The 18,762-nt window shown below is 64.2% G+C and carries 17 protein-coding genes, 1 tRNA gene and 1 riboswitch; of the genes, 11 read left to right on the top strand and 7 right to left on the bottom strand.

Features of this window, described 5'->3' with window-relative positions; genetic code table 11:
- The 3 genes from EOA32_RS16875 to EOA32_RS16865 all read right to left on the bottom strand — a co-directional run.
- Positions 1-681, bottom strand: a 681-nt coding sequence (locus EOA32_RS16875) for a CbtA family protein (RefSeq protein ID WP_128372346.1), incomplete at its 3' end; no start/stop codon positions are given.
- Positions 682-697: 16 nt separating this feature from the next.
- Positions 698-877, bottom strand: coding sequence for a CbtB domain-containing protein (locus EOA32_RS16870; RefSeq protein ID WP_066999556.1), 180 nt, complete (start codon positions 875-877; stop codon positions 698-700).
- 36 nt (positions 878-913) lie between these two features.
- A riboswitch (cobalamin riboswitch) is annotated at positions 914-1,112 on the bottom strand.
- A gap of 70 nt (positions 1,113-1,182) precedes the next feature.
- On the bottom strand, positions 1,183-1,869 hold the full coding sequence (locus EOA32_RS16865; RefSeq protein WP_066999553.1) for a gamma-glutamylcyclotransferase: 687 nt from the start codon (positions 1,867-1,869) through the stop codon (positions 1,183-1,185).
- Positions 1,870-2,009: 140 nt separating this feature from the next.
- Here EOA32_RS16865 and EOA32_RS16860 point away from each other — a divergent pair, with 140 nt between their 5' ends.
- Positions 2,010-3,209 (top strand): aromatic ring-hydroxylating dioxygenase subunit alpha, encoded by a 1,200-nt coding sequence (locus EOA32_RS16860; protein ID WP_128372345.1) that lies wholly within the window; start codon positions 2,010-2,012, stop codon positions 3,207-3,209.
- Here EOA32_RS16860 and EOA32_RS16855 read toward each other — a convergent pair.
- A complete protein-coding gene (locus EOA32_RS16855) occupies positions 3,178-4,377 on the bottom strand; it encodes an MFS transporter (RefSeq protein WP_128372344.1) in 1,200 nt (399 codons plus the stop codon). The genes EOA32_RS16860 and EOA32_RS16855 overlap by 32 nt on opposite strands.
- A gap of 225 nt (positions 4,378-4,602) precedes the next feature.
- Between EOA32_RS16855 and EOA32_RS16850 the strand changes: the two genes are divergently transcribed.
- Positions 4,603-5,604 carry a DUF1624 domain-containing protein gene (locus tag EOA32_RS16850; protein WP_128372343.1) on the top strand — a complete coding sequence of 334 codons (1,002 nt, stop codon included), beginning with the start codon at positions 4,603-4,605 and terminating at the stop codon, positions 5,602-5,604.
- The gene (locus EOA32_RS16845; protein WP_066999543.1) at positions 5,601-6,080 is read left to right on the top strand and encodes an isoprenylcysteine carboxylmethyltransferase family protein; all 480 of its coding nucleotides are present in this window, start codon (positions 5,601-5,603) and stop codon (positions 6,078-6,080) included. Before EOA32_RS16850 ends, EOA32_RS16845 begins: the two co-directional genes overlap by 4 nt.
- A gap of 144 nt (positions 6,081-6,224) precedes the next feature.
- Here the strand turns inward: EOA32_RS16845 and EOA32_RS16840 are convergent, their stop codons facing one another.
- Both EOA32_RS16840 and mgtE read right to left on the bottom strand, forming a co-directional pair.
- Complete coding sequence (locus EOA32_RS16840; RefSeq protein ID WP_040969921.1) at positions 6,225-6,611, bottom strand: MerR family DNA-binding transcriptional regulator; 387 nt, start codon at positions 6,609-6,611, stop codon at positions 6,225-6,227.
- A gap of 143 nt (positions 6,612-6,754) precedes the next feature.
- Positions 6,755-8,173 carry a magnesium transporter gene (gene mgtE / locus EOA32_RS16835; RefSeq protein ID WP_128372342.1) on the bottom strand — a complete coding sequence of 473 codons (1,419 nt, stop codon included), beginning with the start codon at positions 8,171-8,173 and terminating at the stop codon, positions 6,755-6,757.
- Positions 8,174-8,564: 391 nt separating this feature from the next.
- On the opposite strand from mgtE, the gene EOA32_RS16830 reads away from it, so the two are divergent.
- From EOA32_RS16830 to EOA32_RS16800, 7 genes are all read left to right on the top strand, one after another.
- The gene (locus EOA32_RS16830) at positions 8,565-9,188 is read left to right on the top strand and encodes a response regulator transcription factor (RefSeq protein ID WP_128372341.1); all 624 of its coding nucleotides are present in this window, start codon (positions 8,565-8,567) and stop codon (positions 9,186-9,188) included.
- A gap of 121 nt (positions 9,189-9,309) precedes the next feature.
- Positions 9,310-10,500 (top strand): aminotransferase class V-fold PLP-dependent enzyme, encoded by a 1,191-nt coding sequence (locus EOA32_RS16825; protein ID WP_095829707.1) that lies wholly within the window; start codon positions 9,310-9,312, stop codon positions 10,498-10,500.
- A gap of 10 nt (positions 10,501-10,510) precedes the next feature.
- On the top strand, positions 10,511-11,473 hold the full coding sequence (locus EOA32_RS16820; protein ID WP_128372340.1) for a CoA ester lyase: 963 nt from the start codon (positions 10,511-10,513) through the stop codon (positions 11,471-11,473).
- A 17-nt stretch (positions 11,474-11,490) separates the two neighbouring features.
- Complete coding sequence (locus tag EOA32_RS16815; RefSeq protein ID WP_067001218.1) at positions 11,491-12,678, top strand: malate--CoA ligase subunit beta; 1,188 nt, start codon at positions 11,491-11,493, stop codon at positions 12,676-12,678.
- 13 nt (positions 12,679-12,691) lie between these two features.
- Positions 12,692-13,591, top strand: coding sequence for a succinate--CoA ligase subunit alpha (gene sucD, locus EOA32_RS16810; RefSeq protein WP_067001220.1), 900 nt, complete (start codon positions 12,692-12,694; stop codon positions 13,589-13,591).
- A gap of 77 nt (positions 13,592-13,668) precedes the next feature.
- Positions 13,669-14,637: a D-glycerate dehydrogenase gene (locus tag EOA32_RS16805; RefSeq protein WP_128372339.1), complete on the top strand. Its 969-nt coding sequence runs from the start codon at positions 13,669-13,671 to the stop codon at positions 14,635-14,637.
- A gap of 66 nt (positions 14,638-14,703) precedes the next feature.
- A complete protein-coding gene (locus EOA32_RS16800) occupies positions 14,704-17,388 on the top strand; it encodes a phosphoenolpyruvate carboxylase (RefSeq protein WP_128372338.1) in 2,685 nt (894 codons plus the stop codon).
- A gap of 145 nt (positions 17,389-17,533) precedes the next feature.
- Here EOA32_RS16800 and EOA32_RS16795 read toward each other — a convergent pair.
- A tRNA-Leu gene (locus tag EOA32_RS16795) sits at positions 17,534-17,618 on the bottom strand.
- A 240-nt stretch (positions 17,619-17,858) separates the two neighbouring features.
- On the opposite strand from EOA32_RS16795, the gene lipB reads away from it, so the two are divergent.
- The gene (lipB, locus tag EOA32_RS16790; RefSeq protein ID WP_128372337.1) at positions 17,859-18,602 is read left to right on the top strand and encodes a lipoyl(octanoyl) transferase LipB; all 744 of its coding nucleotides are present in this window, start codon (positions 17,859-17,861) and stop codon (positions 18,600-18,602) included.
- Positions 18,603-18,762: the final 160 nt, after the last annotated feature.

Raw genomic sequence — 18,762 nt, 5'->3', positions numbered from 1 at the left:
GAACTGATGGTGCAGCCCCTCGGGAATCGCCGTCTCGAAGCTGACGGGCTGCGGCGCGCCGACTACGTGCGGAGCGACGATCAGCACGACCGCCAGAATTGCCAAGGGCATCGACTTGCGAAGGGCGATCAATCCAAGGCCGACCGCGGTTGCGGCCACCGTCGAAATCCACCAGATCTGGCGCGGCAGAAGTTCTGCCGCCGGCATGGCCGGCAGTTCCGGCGGCAGGCCGAGGCCGGGCGCGAGCGTGAAAACCGCAAAACCGGCAAGGCCCCAGAACACGCCCTGGCGCCAGCTGCCGATGCCACCGGCGAATTCCGACACCGCGACCAGGATCAGCGCGAAGCCGATGCCGGTGACGATGTTGGCGACAACGTTGAAGGCGAAGCGCTCGAAGCCGTCGGCCGGAGCCCAGCCCTCGTCCTCGGTCGGAGCGGCCGCTTCCGTCGACGCAGGAACGGCGCTGCTCATCGCATTGCCCGCCGGTTCGGCCGAGCTCATGGCAGTGCTAGTTCCAGTGTTGGCGGCATGGTCGTGGTGATGACCGCCGCCCGCCTTTTCATAGACTTCCGCTTTGAGGATCAGCGGCACGGTCGCATAGGCCTGCATGCAGGCAAGCGCGATGCCCGCCACGAGCCCTGCGATCGCCGCGACGAACACGACGTTGCGAAACAGATTCATGATATCGGGGCCTTCGTCAGTGGCAGGGAAAAGCCATCGAGTGACGATAGTCGTGGGCAGCGTTGTGGACCGCATCGATGTGCGAGAAGCCGACAAAACCGACGACGAAAATGCCGAGCAGCGCGGCGAGAGCCAGCTGCATGATGCGCGACTGCGAGGAGACGGAGGCGCCGAGGGCGACGGAAGCGGTATTCATGTCTTGTCCTTTCGCCCTCCACCCGAGGGCATCGAAGTCAACTTTCCTGTCGCCGGCAGGTCTCCTGGCTCGCGGATTCGCACCCTTCCCCACCTTCCCGAGGACAAACCTCAGTGGTCTATGGAGAGGACTACCGCACACAGTTGCGGGGGCAGCCACGGCTTAGGGCAAAGACTCCACCCTCACCGCATTCCCTCTTGGCTCCAAAAACGGAACCGACGACGCCATCGACTATAGGCAGAATCGTCGCGACCGGCAAACCAAATTCCGTCACGCCGCAGCGTGATTGCGGCACCGGTTTCGGACTAAGATCCGGCGATCCGCTCGGCGACGAGCTGCTGCAATCGCCACAAATGGCGGTCGTGAATACCGCGCTGTTCGAGGTTCTTCACGGTGTTGTAGAGATAGTCGGCGCCTGAACCCCAGTGGCCGCACGAGGTCGCCAGCCTGTCGACCACCTCGTCTTCGTTGAGTGGGCCGGCATAGGTCGTGCCTTTGCGATTGATAACGAAGGCAAGCGCTCTCAACGGTCCCTTGTCGGTTGCGAGTTGCAGCAGGCGAGGTCGGTAGCTGGTCGGCTTCAGCGTCATCTCGCGGCGAAAAAGCCTGTCCAAGGCCTGCCGGCGGTCACCACCGTTCAGGCGGAAAGCAACGCCCTTGCATTGGCCGCCACGATCCAGCGCCATCATCAGGCCGGGGCTTTGCTTGGTGCCGCGCCAGCGCGTCATCTTCATGCAGAAGGAGCGATGCCAGCCGCGTGCCACGGCGACGCGCTCCTCGACATGCTCAATCTCGGGCTTCCAGATCAGCGAGCCGTAGCCGAACAGCCAGAGAGGCTCGGTTGCAGGTAGCTCGGCCTCGAATGCATCCAGCATGGCTTCATAGTCGCTGTCCACGAGATGCTCGGCATCCGGGTCGGGCCCCGGGTCATCGACCGCGCGAAAACAGCGGGCGACCAGTTCCACGGTCAGCGACATCGTTCTTGCAGGCATGCTTGCAATCCTGGGCAGCCGGCGGAACCGCAGGCGATTACGAAGTGACCTTAAGGGCAGCATCCGGAAGCGACAATGGCCGCGCAATTGACAACGGTCCTGCCCGGGTGTCGGCTGTCATCAGCCAAGGGGAGCCGCTCATGCAGAAAAATCCTAGGGAACACAGCCGCTACAATGGCCTCACCAGCCTCGAGCCGACATTGCCTGCAAGCGCCTATCGGGAAGCCGACGCTTACCGGCTCGATCTCGAAGCGATCTGGTATCGGAGCTGGCTCATGGTTTGCCGCGAAGCCGATCTCGCGGAACCTCTTGCCTTTCGAACCGCACGTATCGGCTCGCAGGAGGTCGTCGTGCTGCGCGACGAGACCGGGAGCTTGCGCGCCTTCCACAACACCTGCCGGCATCGCGGCTCGCAGCTCTGCCAGGAAAGCGAAGGGCGGCTGAAGGCAAGGCTGCTCACCTGCCCCTACCACGCCTGGACCTATTCGCTGCGCGGCGATCTCGTCCGTATCCCATCGAAATCGCTGCCCGAAGGCTTCAACAAGGACAATTATCCGCTCTACCGGGTGGCGCTGTCAGTGTGGCGCGGCCTCGTCTTCATCAATCTCGCAGAGGATCCCGATGGCTCGGCGGAAGCCTCCTTCGACTCCGCCTCCCGCGATCTTTCGAATTGGCCGCTGGAGACGCTCGTCCCCGGGCACCGGCTCACCAAGGTGATGAACTGCAACTGGAAAATCTTCTGGGAGAACTTCAACGAATGCCTGCATTGCCCTGGCGTCCACAAGGACCTGTCGCGGCTGGTGCCGATCTATGGCCGCGGCCTGATGGCGAGGCATGACGATCCGGAATGGGCGCGCTATGCGGATAATGATGCGCCGGAGTTTTCCGGCGGCCTGCGCGCCGGCGCCGAGACCTGGTCGCGCGACGGACGCGTCCATGGACCGGTCTTTGCTGGGCTGACGCCGGCCGAGCGAGCCGCCGGCCAGACCTACGCTACCTCGCTGCCCTCGATGTTCGTCGTCGGCCATGTCGACTATGTCCGCACGATGCGTCTCGCCCCGCTCGGGCCGGAGCAGACGGAACTCACCGCCGAATGGCTGTTCGCGCCCGATGCCCTGGCACAAACCGATATCGACAACATCGTCGCCTTCGGCGCGCAGGTGCTGGAGGAGGACGCCGCGATCTGCGAGATCAACCAGAAGGGCCTGCACTCGATCCGCCATCAGGCCGGCGTGCTGATGCCCGAGGAGTACGATTTGCGCCACTTCCACGAGTGGGTGCGGGGGCGCCATGCGGCGTTGCAGCCGGTCAAAATGACTTCGGCAGATAGCGCCAGGTGAAGAATCCACAGAAGGCGGCCAACAGGCCGAGCGTGACGAACACCGAGCCAAGACCGAAGAAGGTCAGCACCACCGAATAGACCAGCGGCGGCGTCAGCTCGGAAAAATCGAGATAGGTTCGGTAGACAGCCGCCATCTGCGCTCGTTCATAGGAACGCACCGAGCGCATGAAGGCTGTCGAGCCTAGCGCGTCGAGCGCAATGGTGAACAAGGCGCCGCCGAGCAGGAAGGCGGCGGTGAGCAGCGGCGCGGCGGCGCCGACGCCGCCGGCCACGAAGAGCATCGCCGTCATGGCGAAATAGGCGAAAGCCATGGTCCGACGGCCGCCGAAGCGCTTTCCCGCCCTGCCCCAGAAGATCGCCATGAACAGAAGCGCATTGCCGGCCGAAGCCAGCAGCCCGCCGGCAAGCTTGCCCTCGCCCGTGATCACCATGAACAGCGGGCCATAGACAAAGAAGGTCGTCCAGAAACACGAGCGCCCGAAGGCGATCAGCCACGCGAGGCGCAACCGCGGCTGCGCGACGAAGCGGCCGATATTGGCGAGCGGGTTGATCGGACGGCTCTTGCCGGGACGGATCGAAGGGTTGTCGCCCAGCCGATAGGTCCAGAACAACGCCAGCAGCGCCAGCGCGAAAGCCACGACCGCGCCGTGCGCGGCATAAACCCCGAAGCGCGTATAGAGGAAAATGCCGAGCGTCGGCCCGCCGGTCCAGGCGAACATCGACCAAGCCATGCGCAGCGATTCCGCCTGCATGAAGTCGGTCTTGCGGATGTGGTCCATGATGTAGAGGTTAAGTGTGATGGACAGCGCGCTCGCCCCCATGACGCGGCACAGCATCCCGGCGAGTTGTCCCGGCAGCGTGTGGGTGACGAAGAACACCGAGCCGATCGCCAGCATCAGGCAGCCGGCCGTGTAGACCCAGCGCCGCGCGAAGCGGCGGATCAGCATCGGCATGAACAGCGTCACCGACAGCCCGAGCAGCGACACGATGGTGTAGAGGATCGAGACGATCTGCTCATTGTGCAGGATCTCGTAGGCTTGGATCGGGATGACGCTGGAGACGGTGGCGCGAGCAAAGGATTCGACCGCATAGAGCGAAGCGAAGGTGCGCGCATCCGCGGGCCTGAGAGCCGGAAGCCAGATCGGATGGCGCACATGGGTGGACATCGGCCCTCCGAAAAGTGAATCGCTCGCCAAATCTGGCCGGACCAGTAGCGGACCGGTAGCAGGAAACCGACTCCGAGAGGCCGAAAAGCGAAGCCGGCCAAAGGCTTTCCGCCGCTGGCCTAAGCGGCTTGCCATGCCGCCGGAATCGCAACAGCCGATCCACCCTCTGTTGTTCGCCCGAACCGTGATAGTCGTTTGGGACGACTGAATCGGATTGCGAGATCAATGACCCTTCAGACGACCGGCGACGCCGTTCAGGACGCGCCGAAACACGGCCGCATCGTCGCCATCGACGTCCTGCGCGGCATCGCGCTGATTGCGATGGCGAGCTATCATTTCACCTGGGATCTCGAAAACTTCGGCTACACCTCGCCGGGCCTCACCGCCTTCGGTTGGTGGAAGCTCTACGCCCGCTGCATCGCCTCGACTTTTCTGTTCCTGGTCGGTGTCAGCCTGTTCCTCGCACATGGCCGCCATATCCGTTGGCCTGGCTTCTGGAAGCGCTTTGCGATGGTTGCGATTGCGGCGATCGCCATCTCGGTCGTCACCTATATCGCCACGCCGGACGGCTTCATCTTCTTCGGCATCCTGCACGAGATCGCGCTGGCAAGCCTGCTCGGCCTGGCTTTTCTCAGGCTGCCGACATTGCTGACGGCGATCGTCGCCGCGGCCGTGATTGCGGCGCCCTATTATCTGCGGTCGGAAGTCTTCGACCATCCGGCGCTATGGTGGGTCGGGCTGTCGCCGACCAACCCGCGCTCGAACGACTATGTGCCGCTGTTTCCCTGGTTCGGCGCAGTGCTTGCCGGCATCGCGGTCGTCAAGCTCGCTTCGGCATCCGGGCTTCTCGCCCGGCTGGCGACCTGGATGCCCGGACGCTGGTCGAACCCGCTGACTTTCATCGGCCGGCACAGCCTCGCCTTCTATCTCATCCACCAGCCGCTTCTGTTCGGCTCGGTGTGGCTGTTCTCGCAGGTGATGCCGGCCGCGCCACAAGACAAGGACGCTGGTTTCCTGTCGGCTTGCCAGGCGCAGTGCGAACAGCAGCGGGACAGCAAGTTCTGTTCCAGCTATTGTGGCTGCATGCTGGACACGCTGAAGGGCGAAGCGTCTCTCGACAAGCTCTACAGCAACGAGCAGTCCAGCGCTTGGAAATCGCATCTGGCCGATCTGGCGAGCACCTGCACCGCCGGGACCGAGGACGAAATGGAGGGAGGGCAGCAATGACCGGTATCGCAAAGCCCGGACACGGGATCATTCCCTGGCCGCCTGTGATCTATGTCGTCGCGATCGCGCTGAGCGTCGTGCTCGGCATGCTCTACCCGCTGCCCTGGATCGGGGACATATTCGGCGCTATCCTCGTCGGCGCCGGCTGGGTAGCGCTCTTTGGCGTGGCAGCGCTCTGGGTTACCGCGATCCGCTCCATGGTGCGCGCCAGGACGACGCTCAATCCCAATGCCGAGCCCGACCATCTGGTGACATCGGGGCCCTTCGGCATCACCCGCAACCCGATGTATCTCGCCAATACGCTGCTGTTGATCGGCGTCTCCTTCATCACCGGCATCGTATGGTTCCTGCTGTTCGCCTTCCTCGCTGCCTTCGCGACGCAGAAAATGGCGATCGAGAAGGAGGAAAAGATACTGGCGGCAAAGTTCGGCAAGAAATACCGCGATTACGCCAAGCGGGTCCGGCGCTGGATCTAAGGCTGTATCGACAATGAAGGTTGCTGGGTGCGAGCAGGCCCCGCACCTCTTTAGCAGAAGCATCCGCCACGAAGCTCGAAAGCTCCGGCCAATCTCGAACGTCTGCGACAGTTAACCTAGCTGAATTCCTTGGCTGTCAGCGGGCTACGTGTTGACACCCAGCTCCGCCAACCGTTCCACGCAGGACTCCTCGGCCTGGTCGAGCTCGGCAAGAGTCTCCTCGAGGTCGCGCCGTTTCTGGCGTAGGTCCTCGCGCTTTTCCTCGATGCGCTTGATCATCAGCTTGAGCTGGCCGACCTCGCCGGGCGGTTCCTTGTACATCTGGATGATTTCGCGGATTTCGGCGATCGAGAAGCCGAGCCGCTTGCCGCGCATGATCTGGCGGATCAGATGCCGGTCGGACGGGCGAAACAGCCGCGTGCGCCCGCGCCGGATCGGCTGCACCAGCCCCTCGTCCTCATAGAACCGCAACGTCCGGGTCGACACGTCGAATTCGCGCGTCAGCTCGGTGATCGTGTAATATTCCCGCATTCTCGCTCCCACGCCCAAACGTCCAGGCATCGCCACGCAGAAGCGTCGCCCTTCTCTAATCAACCCCGTCTGTGCCGGAATCGGCATCTGACCCTAGGGCAACGTCGCACGGCATTTACGTAAAAGTCAATTATAGCACTGTCTTAAGGAACGCCAAACCACCAGGTGGCCAATCCGAGGAAGGCAAAGAAACCGACGCAGTCGGTGACCGTCGTGACGAAGACGGCGGAGGCTACCGCCGGGTCGATCTTGAAGCGGTCGAGCAGCAGCGGGATGAGAATGCCTGCCAGGGCCGCCGCGAACATGTTGATGATCATCGCCGCCGCGATAATGCCGCCCAGGTTGGGGTCGTGGAACCACAGTCCAGCAACCATGCCGATCAGCACCGCAAAGACGATGCCGTTGATGAAGCCCACTCCCACCTCACGGCGGATGATCCGGGCGGCGTTGTAGATGTCCAGATCCCTGGTCGCCAGCGCCCGCACCGTGACGGTCATCGTCTGCGAGCCGGCATTGCCGCCCATGCCGGCAACGATCGGCATCAGCACAGCGAGCGCCACGATATGCTCGATGGTCTGATCGAACAGGCCAATCACCGATGCCGCGAGAAACGCCGTGACCAGATTGACGAGCAGCCACGGCACACGCGATCGCGAGGTCGCAAGCACGGTGTCGGATAGCTCTTCGTCGCCGACGCCGCCCATGCGCAGAAGGTCCTCCTCTGCCTCCTGCTGGATGACGTCGACCACGTCGTCGATGGTGAGCACGCCGACCAGACGCTCGTTCTCGTCGACCACGGCGGCCGATAGCAGATCGTACTGCTCGAATTCCCGCGCAGCCTCTTCCTGGTCCATGGTGGCAGGGATGGCATGGCGCGTTTCATGCATCACCTCCTCGACCTTCACCGCGCGCTTGGTGCGCAGAATCTGGTCGAGATCGATGGCGCCGAGCAGTTTGAAGCTCGGGTCGATGACGAAGATCTGGCTGAAGCGATCGGGAAGGTTCTTGTCCTCGCGCATGTAGTCGATCGTCTGGCCGATGGTCCAGAACGGCGGCACGGCGACGAACTCGGTCTGCATGCGCCGGCCGGCCGTCTCTTCCGGATAGTCGAGCGCGCGCCGCAGCCGGATGCGCTCGGTGAACGGCAGTTGCGACAGGATCTCGTCCTGGTCCTCCTGGTCGAGGTCTTCCAGGATGTAGACGGCGTCGTCGGAATCGAGTTCCTGCACCGCCTGCGCGATCTGTTCGTTGGGCAAATTGTCGACGATGTCGAGCCGGATCGCCTCATCCACCTCGGTCAGCGCCGAAAAGTCGAAATCCGAGCCAAGCAATTCGACCAGCGCGCGGCGCTGCTCGGGATGGAGTGCTTCCAGCAGATCGCCGAGTTCCGACTGATGCAGGTCGTCGACTTCGCGTTTTAAGATGAGCGTGTCGCGATCGGCGATGGCCGCGCCGATCTGCGTTAGGAAGGCAGAACGGACGGCGCCGTCCTCGCCATAGATGTCGGCGCCGCCTTCCTCGACGGTCCTGGCGCCGGTCGTCTCTCTGTCCTGGCCTTCCACCAGCGCCTCCCGCCAACAGCAATCCGGAAAGGGTGTGAATCAGGTCTAGAGCATGAGCCCGAAAAGTGGAAACCGCATTTCGGGAAATCCGATGCTTACGCGGCAGATAGGGTCGAGACACGATTCGTCTTGAGAAAATATAGCCGTAGCGCGCGGAATATTCAGAGAAATGTCCCCGCGACGCCTCCCGGTAAAGGCGGGTCGCGCCGCATTTGCGGGTTCAGCCGCCGCGACAGCGCATGTCGCTGCGGAAAGAGCGCCCTTTTGCTGTTGGGGCAGAATTGCCATGATGCAGGTCCAGGTGGACCGGCAAGCGCGAGATCGACAGGACAATCGGCAGGCCTTGAACCTCAAGTCCCGGAAAACGAACGAAGCAGTTGGCGAGCAGCGCGTGCGTGTTGTCGTCGCCGAGCGCAATCCGCTTGTCGTGTCTGCGCTTCGCGAGATGCTGGAATGCGACGGGCGTTTCGAGCTGTTGAGCTCCGTGCCGAGCGGCAAGCAATTCCTGGAATTGGCGGCGAACACCGGGTTCGACGTCGCCGTCATCGGCTGGAAGCTCGCCGACATGGATGGCGCCGATGTCCTGGCGGAAATCCAGAACCGCAAGCTCGACCTGCGCATCACGGTCTTTTCCAATGATCATGACATCGGCATCCTGAAGCAGTGCGTGCGGCTCGGCGCCCAGGGCTATTGCTTTCAGTTCGACGATCCCTCGATCATATTCGAGACGATCCTTGCGGTCGCGCATGGGCGCATCTGCATCCCTTACATCGACATCAACAAGGTCAACGATACGCCGCTATCGCAACTCACCGTGCGTGAGCGCGAATTGCTTGCGGTGCTTTCCGACGGCTGGACCAATCTCCAGATCGCGACCCGCACCGGGATCTCCGAGAACACGGTGAAGTACCATCTCAAAAATCTTTACGACAAGCTCGACGTGCGCAACCGCGCCATGGCTGTCGCGCTCTATGCCAACGAGAAGAGACGCGGCTCCAAATCGCCTTTCGGGTAGGCGGATCGGGTAGGCTCGACCTACCCGCGCGTGGCGACAACTTACCCGGCAAGGTGTTGTTGCTCGGCGCCATCGACACGAAACTTCCTCCAGCATCCCAAAACGCAGGAGGAGTTTGCGCATGGCCGGGTTTACCCATCTTTTCATCCCTGGACCCACCAACATTCCTGAAGAGGTCCGGCAGGCGATGAACCTGCCGATGGAAGACATGCGCGCCGCCTCCTTCCCCAATCTGACGCTGCCGCTGTTCGAGGACATCAAGAAGGTTTTCAAGAACGAGACCGGCCGCGTCTTCATCTATCCGTCGTCCGGCACCGGCGCCTGGGAAGCGGCGATGACGAACGTGCTCAACCCGGGCGACCGGGTGCTGATGTCGCGCTTCGGCCAGTTCTCGCATCTGTGGGTCGATATGGCCGAGCGCCTCGGCTTCGACGTCGACGTCATCGATTGCGAATGGGGAACCGGCGTCCCGCTCGACCTCTATGCCGAAAGGCTGCGGGCGGACAAGTCGCACCAGATCAAGGCGGTCTTCTGCACGCAAAACGAGACCGCGACCGGCGTTACCAGCGACGTCGCCGGCTGCCGAGCGGTGCTCGATGCGGTGAACCACCCAGCGCTCCTCTTCGTCGACGGGGTCTCGTCGATCGGCTCGATCGACTTCCGTCAGGAGGAATGGCGCGTCGACTGCGCGGTAAGCGGCTCACAGAAAGGTTTCATGCTTCCCGCCGGCCTCGGCTTCCTGTCGGTCAGCAAGAAGGCGCTGGCGGCGTCGCGAGTCGCGACCCACCGGCGCTGCTACTTCTCCTTCGATGACATGATCCGCGCCAACGACGCCGGCTATTTCCCCTACACGCCCGCCACGCAGCTGCTGCGCGGCCTGCGCGCCTCGCTCGACCTGATCGCCGAGGAAGGGCTTGACAACATCTTCGCGCGCCACCATCGCCTGGCCGAAGGCGTGCGCAAGGCGGTCGACGCTTGGGGGCTGAAGCTGTGCGCCAAGGCGCCGCAATGGCACTCCGATACGGTGAGCGCGATCCTGGTGCCGGAAGGCATCGACAGCGGCGACGTCGTCAAGCGCGCCTACCGCACCTATCAGACATCGCTCGGCGGCGGCCTCAACAAGGTCTTCGGCAAGGTCTTCCGCATCGGCCATCTCGGCTGGCTGAACGAGGTGATGGTCTGCGCCTCGCTGTCGGCGGCCGAAATGGCGCTGCTTGATTGCGGCGTGCGCCTGGCGCCGGGCTCGGGCGTGGCGGCTGCGATCGAGCATTTCCGGCGCACGGCCGCAATGCCGGTCGCCGAGGCGGCGTGAGGAACGGACGATGAGCCACACCATCAACCACCTCAAGAAGCTCAGGCTCCAGCGCAGCGAGCTGGCGGTTCCCGGCTCCAGCCCGGAAATGATCGACAAGGCGGCGAACAGCGCCGCCGACTTCGTCTTCCTCGATATCGAGGACGCGGTGGCGCCGCCCGACAAGGAGCGCGCGCGCAAGAACATCATCCAGGCGCTGAACGACATCGATTGGCGCGCCAAGGGCAAGACCGTATCGGTGCGCATCAACGGCCTCGACACCCACTACATGTACCGCGACGTGGTCGACGTCATGGAACAGGCCGGCGACCGGCTGGACACGATCCTGGTGCCGAAGGTCGGCGCGCCGGCGGACCTCTACATGGTCGAGGCCATGGTCAACCAGATCGAGATGGCCAAGGGTTTCAAGACCCGGGTCGGCCTCGAAGCGCTGATCGAAACCGCGCTCGGCATGGCCAATGTCGAGGCGATCGCCGCCACGCCCGGCCGGCTCGAAGCGATGCATTTCGGTGTCGCCGATTACGCCGCCAGCAACAAGGCGCGCACCGTCAACATCGGCGGCCTCAACCCTGACTATCCCGGCGATCAGTGGCATTTCGCCCTGTCGCGCATGACCGTCGCCTGCCGCGCCTATGGCTTGCGCGCCGTCGACGGACCGTTCGGCGATTTCTCCGACCCCGAAGGTTACACAGGAGCCGCCAGGCGCGCCGCCGCACTCGGCATCGAAGGCAAATGGGCGATCCATCCCTCGCAGATCGCTCTGGCCAACGACGTCTTCTCGCCGCCGGAAAAGGAGGTCACGCGCGCCCGCCGCATCCTTGAGGTGCTCAAGGAAGCGGAGGCGCTCGGCAAGGGCGCGGCGGCGCTCGACGGCAAGATGATCGACGCTGCCTCGGAACGCATGGCACGCAATGTTCTGGTGGTGAGCGAGGCGATCGAGCGCGCCAGCCAGACGCATAGCGCAGCGCATTAGATTACCGGGAGGACAAGATGGACATTCACGAATACCAGGCCAAGGAACTGCTCGCCCGCCACGGCGTGCATGTCCCGCGCGGCGGCCTTGCCTACAGCCCCGAGCAGGCGACCTACCGGGCGCGCGAGATCGGCGGCTCGAAATGGGTGCTGAAGGCGCAGGTCCATTCCGGCGCGCGCGGCAAAGCCGGCGGCATCAAGCTCTGCTCCAACGACGAGGAGATCTCCAACGCCGCCGAGGGAATGCTCGGCCGCAAGCTGGTCACCCAGCAGACCGGCCCGCGCGGCAAACTGATCTCGCGCCTCTATCTCGAGGAAGCCGTCGACATCGCGCAGGAGCTCTATCTCGGCTTCGTGCTCGACCGGAAGGAAGAGCGCGTCATGATCGTGGCATCGGCCGCCGGCGGCATGGAGATCGAGGACATCTCCGAAAAGAAGCCCGATTCCATCATCCGCGCCACCGTCGATCCGGGCGTCGGCATGCAGGGCTTCCAGGCGCGCGAGATCGCCTTCGGCCTCGGACTTGAAAGCAACCTGATCGGCAAGGCCACCGAGACCATCCTCGGCTGCTACCAGGTGTTCCGCGACTACGACGCCTCGATGCTGGAGATCAATCCGCTGGTGGTGACCCGCGACGGCAGCCTCGTCGCGCTCGACGCCAAAATGTCGTTCGACGAGAACGCGCTGTTCCGCCGCCCGGAAATCTCGGAACTGCGCGACAAGAGCCAGGAAGACCCGCGCGAGACCTTTGCGAGCGATCGCGGTCTCTCCTATGTCGGGCTGGACGGCAATATCGGCTGCATCATCAACGGCGCCGGCCTCGCCATGGCGACGATGGACATGATCAAGATCGCCGGCGGCGAGCCCGCCAATTTCCTCGACATCGGCGGCGGCGCCTCGCCCGAGCGGGTGGCCAAATCCTTCCGCGCCGTGCTCGGCGACAAGAATGTCGAGACCATCCTGGTCAACATCTTCGCCGGCATCAACCGCTGCGACTGGGTCGCCGAGGGCGTCATCAAGGCGATCCGCGAGGTCGGCGTCGACGTGCCGCTGGTGGTGCGCCTCTCCGGCACCAAGGTCGAGGAAGGACGCAAGATCCTGGCCGACTCCGGCGAGGCGGTGATCGTCGCCGATACGCTGGCCGAAGCCGCCGAAAAGGCCGTCGCCGCCTGGCGCGAAGCCACCAAGAACAAGAAAGCAGCCTGAGGGAGGTCGAGAAATGGCAATCCTGCTCAACCGCAGCACGCGCGTCATCGTCCAGGGTTTCACCGGCAAGATCGGCAGCTTCCACGCCGACGACATGAAGCGCTACGGCACAAAGCTGGTCGGCGGCGTCACCCCCGGCAAAGGCGGCCAGACGCATCTCGGCCTGCCCGTCTTCAACACCGTCAAGGGCGCTGTACGCGAGACCCGCGCCGAGGCGAGCATCGTCTTCGTGCCGCCGCCCTTCGCCGCCGATTCGATCATGGAGGCGGCGGACGCCGGCATTAAGCTTTGTGTCTGCATCACCGACGGCATCCCCTCCCAGGACATGATGCAGGTGAAGCGCTACATGCGCCGCTACCGCTTCGAGGACCGCATGCGGCTCGTCGGCCCGAACTGCGCCGGCGTCATCACGCCCGGACAGGCGTTGATGGGCATCATGCCCGGCAGCATCTATCTCCCCGGACGCGTTGGCATCGTCGGGCGCTCGGGCACGCTGGGCTACGAGGCCGCCTCGCAGATGAAGGCGTTGGGCATCGGTGTCTCGACCAGCGTCGGCATCGGCGGCGATCCGATCAATGGTTCGTCCTTCAAGGATATTCTTCAGCTCTTCGAGCGCGACGAGGACACCGACGCCGTGGTGATGATCGGCGAGATCGGCGGACCACAGGAAGCCGAGGCCGCGATCTGGGCGCGCGACAACATGCGAAAGCCGCTGATCGCCTACATCGCCGGACTTTCGGCGCCGAAGGGCCGCCGCATGGGCCATGCCGGCGCCATCATCTCCGCCTTCGGCGAGTCGGCGCAGGAAAAGGTCGAGATCCTGAAAGACGCCGGCGTCGTCATCGTGCCGACGCCTGCCTCCTTCGGCGAGGTCGTGGCCGACACGCTGGCGCGGACCAAAAAGGCGGCGTGACGGCCGCATAGTCCACAAAATGTGAAGTCTGGGCCGGCGCAAACGTCGCGGCGGCCCATCGATCAGCAGGAAACTCGATGAAACCGCGTTTGATTGTCACCCGCAGATGGCCGGCCGCCGTCGAAGCGATCCTCGCCGAGCGCTTCGACACGACGTTCAACGACAGCGACGAGCCGCTGAGCCCTGCCGCGATGACTTCCGCCTTCGCGCATTTCGACGCGATCCTGGCGACGGTCAGCGACCGCTTGCCGGTTGCGGTGTTCCCCGAGACCGCCGCCCGCACCCGCATCATCGCCAATTTCGGCGTCGGCTTCAGCCATATCGATGTCGCGGCGGCCCGCGACCGCGACATCGTGGTGACCAACACGCCTGGCGTGCTGACCGATTGCACCGCCGACCTTGCGCTTAGCCTGATGCTTGCCGTCGCGCGCCGGACCGGCGAGGGCGAGCGGCAGCTGCGAGCCGGAGAGTGGCGAGGCTGGTCGCCGACCCACATGGCCGGCGCAAAAGTGTCGGGCAAGACCTTGGGTATTGTCGGCATGGGGCGCATCGGCAAAGCGACGGCCAGGCGCGCGCATTTCGGCTTCGGCATGAAGATCGTATTCTTCAACCGGTCGCCGGTCGATGATGACGAGACGCGCGCTATGGGCGCGGAGCAGTTGCCGACTTTGGACAATGTGCTTACGGCATCCGATTTCGTCTCGCTGCACTGTCCGGGCGGCGCGGAAAACCGCCATCTCATCGATGCAAGAAGCCTGGGGTTAATGAAACGCGGCGCCTTCCTGATCAACACCGCGCGCGGCGACGTCGTCGACCAGGATGCCCTGATCGGTGCACTGCAACGGCGCGAGATCGCAGGTGCAGGTCTCGACGTCTTTGCCGACGAGCCCGCCGTTCCGGAAGCGTTGAAGCAGTTGGAGAACGTCGTGCTGGTGCCGCATCTCGGCAGCGCGACTGAGGAAACGCGGGTGGCGATGGGCATGAAGGTGGTGGAGAACCTGACCGCCTTCTTCGAAGGCCGCCCCGTCCCCGATCGGGTCGCCTGACAGCCGGCGTCGGCCTCCATTCAAGGCGCTGCTGCAGTTGCAATCGATGCAGCCGAGGAAAGCGGTTTGGAACAGAGCAGACGCATCAAATTTCGCGAGGACGAGCGCAGCCTCCTGTTGCGCCTGCTGCTTCAGGTCGCAAGCGCTCGCGAGCCCGAGGTCGCCGCCGTTCTAAGCGGGCGTCGGTCGCTTGTCTCCCTCGCCGCGGAACAACGCATCCCGGCGCTTCAGGCGAGCGGCGTGTGGTTCCAGTTGTTTACGATTGCCGACGAGTTGCTTGCCATGCGGGCGCGGCGCGAACTCGAACAAGGCGCGGGCGCCGACGAGGTGCCCGGGTCTTTCGCCAGCGTGGTCGCGCAGATGGCGGCGAACGGCCGCTCGGCGGGGGAAGTCCAGGCCACGCTCGATGAGCTATGTGTCGGGCCGACCATGACCGCGCACCCCACGGAGGCCAAGCGCGTCACGGTGCTGGAGATCCATCGCCGCATCTATCGCAAGCTGACCGAGCTCGACCAGCCGCGCTGGGCGCCGCGCGAACGCGACCTGTTGGTCGCCGATCTGGAAAGCGAGATCGAGCTTCTGTGGATGACGGGCGAGCTGCGACTTGAGCGCCCGACGGTCGAGGGCGAAATCGCCTGGGGCCTGCACTTCTTTCGCGAGGTCATCTTCGAGGCAACGCCGCAGCTCTACGGCAAGCTTCAAGGCGCGTTCGAGCGTCACTATCCGGGAGAGCCGATCAGAATCCCCTCCTTCATGCGCTATGCCTCGTGGATCGGCGGCGACCGCGACGGCAATCCAAATGTGACGGCCGCAGTCACCGCTCATGCCCTGGCCGAATACCGCAATACCGCCATAAGCTGGTATCTGACGCAGGTGCAGCGGCTGGTGACGGTGCTCAGCGCCAGCTCCAACGTCATCGACCTGCCGCCGAGCTTCAAGCCGGTGCTGCAAGCCGCGCTTGACAAAAGCGGGCAGGCGCAAGCGATTGCCGCCCGCAACCCCGATGAACCGCTTCGCCAATTCGCTTCGGCCATGCTTGCCCGGCTGGCGGCGACGCGCGACGGCGGCACGGCGGCATATCTCTCGGCGGAAGCGTTTCGTGCCGATCTCAACGCATTGTCTTCCGTTCTCGAAGCGATCGGTGGGCGCGCGGTCGCCAGGCGCTTCGTCCAGCCTCTCATCTGGCAAGCCGGAAGCTTCGGCTTCCGTACGGTCTCGCTCGACATCCGGCAGAACTCCACGGTCGTCAACCGGGTGCTGGCCGAGCTGTTTGCGCTGACAGATCCGGCCGACCCGGTCTCACCCGGCACGCCGCGATGGTCGGCGCACCTCCGCTCAAGCCTCAGCCAGGGCGAGCAACCGGAGATCGACGCAGGCCGGCTCTCGCCTGAGGCGGCCGAACTGCTTTCGACATTCTCTGTCATCGCCAGGCACAATTCGGGCGAGGATGCCGACGCCGTTGGCTCGTTCGTGCTCAGCATGACCCGCTCGGCCGACGACCTGCTCGCGGTGTATCTGCTGGCGCAATATTGCGGACTTTCGACCGCCCCTGGTAGTAGCGGCACGATCAGGCTGCGCATCGTGCCATTGTTCGAGACCATCGCCGATCTGCAGGCCGCTCCTGCCGTCCTGAATGATTTGCTCGGTGTTTCGCTGGTGCGGCGGACTGTGCGCGATTTTGGCGCGCGCCAGGAAATCATGCTTGGCTATTCGGATTCCAACAAGGACGGCGGCTTCCTCGCCTCCAATTGGGAACTGGCGAAAGCACAAAAGCGCCTTGCCGCAATCGGGCGCAAGCACAAGGTCAGGATCAGTTTCTTTCACGGTCGCGGCGGCTCCGTCAGCCGTGGCGGCGCGCCGACCGGCCGGGCGATCGCGGCGCAGCCGGCGGGCACTGTCGCCGGCAGAATGCGGGTAACGGAGCAGGGCGAGGTCGTTTCTTCGAAATTCGCCAATCGCGGCACCGGCCTCAACCAGCTCGAGGTTCTCGCCGCCGGCGTTCTGGCCCACAGTGTCGGATCGCCCGCTGATGTCGGGCCGAAGGAAACGCCGGAGTTCGACGAAGCGCTCGAGGCTCTGGCGGGCATGTCGCAGGCATCCTATGCCTGGTTGATGGCCGAGCCCGGCTTCCTCGATTATTTCAACCAGGCGAGCCCGGTTGCGGAACTGGCGCTGCTGAAGATGGGCTCACGGCCGGATCGCCGTTTCGGCGCCAGTGGCATTGCCGACCTGCGCGCCATTCCATGGGTGTTCGCCTGGAGCCAGAACCGTCATCTGTTGACCGGCTGGTATGGCATCGGCAGCGCGCTGAACGCCTTTGTCACGGTGCGCGGCGAGGCCGGGCGCGAGCTTCTGGCCCGCATGTTCGAGCGCTCGCGCTTCTTCCGTCTTATCGTCGACGAGGCCGAGAAGACGCTCTACCAGTCCGACATGGAGATCGCGCAGCTCTACGCCGGCCTGGTAGCCGACGCCGATGCAGCTTGGCGAATCTACGGCCGCATCGGAGCCGAATACGAGCTGACGCGACGCCTGATCGGTGACCTCACCGGCGGCGATCTTTCCGCGCGCTTTCCGATGTTCAAGCGGCGTTTCGACAATCTGCGGCGACAGATGGACGACATCCACCGCCTGCAGGTCGATCTGCTGCGCGAGGTTCGGACCAGTCCCGGCACGGCGGATCGACGGCGGACGACCGACGCCCTGCTCGTCTCGATCAATTGCATCTCGGCCGGCCTTGGCTGGACGGGATAGGCCCGGTTTTTTTCAGAACGGAAGGGCTTGAAACCCAAAGCGGCGGCGCGGTCCGCAGGATCTGGCGCCGCTTTTGTTTTGGCCCGCAGAACGTCGGACGCGCCGCCTCACGGGCTCATCCAAGCAGTGCCTTTTTGGGGGAGAATGGTGCGGTCGAGAAGACTCGAACTTCCACGGGTTGCCCCACAGCGACCTCAACGCTGCGCGTCTACCAATTCCGCCACGACCGCACGTGGTAGGAGCCGGAACCGTCCGGCCCGGGGCCTGTAGCAAATCGTTTCCGGCGAAACAAGGGTGCCGTGCGGAATATTCGCTAATGCATGTCGCCCAAAAGTGCGTGGCGGTTTTTGGGAGAACGACATGCTCAGACAAAGCTCCTGGCGCAATGCTCCACAGCCTCGCCACGGGCCGGGCGAAACTGGACGTTTCAGCCAATTGCCGCCATATGAGGGGAGCATCGAGAAAGTTCCATGACAGAACGCAGCCAGATCGCCACGTCGTTCCTGCCCCTTCCCGGTTCGGCGCCGGTCGAGTGGGTCATCGAGCCCGGCCTGACGTCTTATCCCGACGCGCTCGCCTTCATGGAATCGCGCGCCGAGGCCATCCGCAATGGCGCTGCCGGCGAGATGGTCTGGCTGGTCGAGCATCCGCCGCTCTACACCGCCGGCACCAGCGCCCGTATCGAGGACCTCATCGACCCTGACCGCTTTCCGGTCTTTGCCGCGGGACGCGGCGGCGAATACACCTATCACGGCCCCGGCCAGCGCGTGGCCTATGTCATGCTCGACTTGAAGCGCCGGCGCGAGGATGTCCGCGCCTTCGTCGCCGCGCTCGAAGAGTGGATCATCGGCACGCTTGCCGCCTTCAACGTGCGCGGCGAGCGCCGCGAGGATCGCGTCGGCGTCTGGGTGGTGCGGCCGGATCGGCCTGCCATGCCTGACGGCACGCCCGCCGAGGACAAGATCGCCGCCATCGGCATCAGGCTCAGGCGCTGGGTGAGCTTTCACGGCATTGCCATCAATGTCGAGCCGGAGCTTTCCCACTTCGGCGGCATCGTGCCCTGCGGCGTTTCGGAGCATGGCGTGACCAGCCTCGTCGACCTCGGCCTTCCGGTCACCATGGCCGATCTCGATCTCGCGCTGAAATCCGCCTTCGAGGACGTGTTCGGGCCTGCCGCGGCCCCGGTCGCCGAGCCGGCCCGAAAGGCAGGGTAATCCGGCGCGGCTACATCAGTTGCGCGGAGGCCCAGAGCACGCCATAGCCGTGAATGGAAAAGACCGCCAGCAGCGCGCCGGCCATGGCCAGGCGATCGAAGGCGTGGATCGGCTTCAGCTCGTGACGCGGTTTCACGCCGCTGCCGACCGTGAGCAGGCT

The sequence above is a fragment of the Mesorhizobium sp. M1A.F.Ca.ET.072.01.1.1 genome (genome assembly GCF_004023325.1).
GTDB lineage: Bacteria > Pseudomonadota > Alphaproteobacteria > Rhizobiales > Rhizobiaceae > Mesorhizobium.
The sequence above is the reverse complement of the archived record's forward strand: the minus strand, read 5'-3'. Positions and strand labels throughout refer to the sequence as shown.

Coding starts and splice junctions, on each gene's coding strand:
- EOA32_RS16870 (WP_066999556.1), bottom strand. CDS start 877: ATGAATACCGCTTCCGTCGCCCTCGGCGCCTCCGTCTCCTCGCAGTCG.
- EOA32_RS16865 (WP_066999553.1), bottom strand. CDS start 1,869: ATGCCTGCAAGAACGATGTCGCTGACCGTGGAACTGGTCGCCCGCTGT.
- EOA32_RS16860 (WP_128372345.1), top strand. CDS start 2,010: ATGCAGAAAAATCCTAGGGAACACAGCCGCTACAATGGCCTCACCAGC.
- EOA32_RS16855 (WP_128372344.1), bottom strand. CDS start 4,377: ATGTCCACCCATGTGCGCCATCCGATCTGGCTTCCGGCTCTCAGGCCC.
- EOA32_RS16850 (WP_128372343.1), top strand. CDS start 4,603: ATGACCCTTCAGACGACCGGCGACGCCGTTCAGGACGCGCCGAAACAC.
- EOA32_RS16845 (WP_066999543.1), top strand. CDS start 5,601: ATGACCGGTATCGCAAAGCCCGGACACGGGATCATTCCCTGGCCGCCT.
- EOA32_RS16840 (WP_040969921.1), bottom strand. CDS start 6,611: ATGCGGGAATATTACACGATCACCGAGCTGACGCGCGAATTCGACGTG.
- EOA32_RS16825 (WP_095829707.1), top strand. CDS start 9,310: ATGGCCGGGTTTACCCATCTTTTCATCCCTGGACCCACCAACATTCCT.
- EOA32_RS16820 (WP_128372340.1), top strand. CDS start 10,511: ATGAGCCACACCATCAACCACCTCAAGAAGCTCAGGCTCCAGCGCAGC.
- EOA32_RS16815 (WP_067001218.1), top strand. CDS start 11,491: ATGGACATTCACGAATACCAGGCCAAGGAACTGCTCGCCCGCCACGGC.
- sucD (WP_067001220.1), top strand. CDS start 12,692: ATGGCAATCCTGCTCAACCGCAGCACGCGCGTCATCGTCCAGGGTTTC.
- EOA32_RS16805 (WP_128372339.1), top strand. CDS start 13,669: ATGAAACCGCGTTTGATTGTCACCCGCAGATGGCCGGCCGCCGTCGAA.
- lipB (WP_128372337.1), top strand. CDS start 17,859: ATGACAGAACGCAGCCAGATCGCCACGTCGTTCCTGCCCCTTCCCGGT.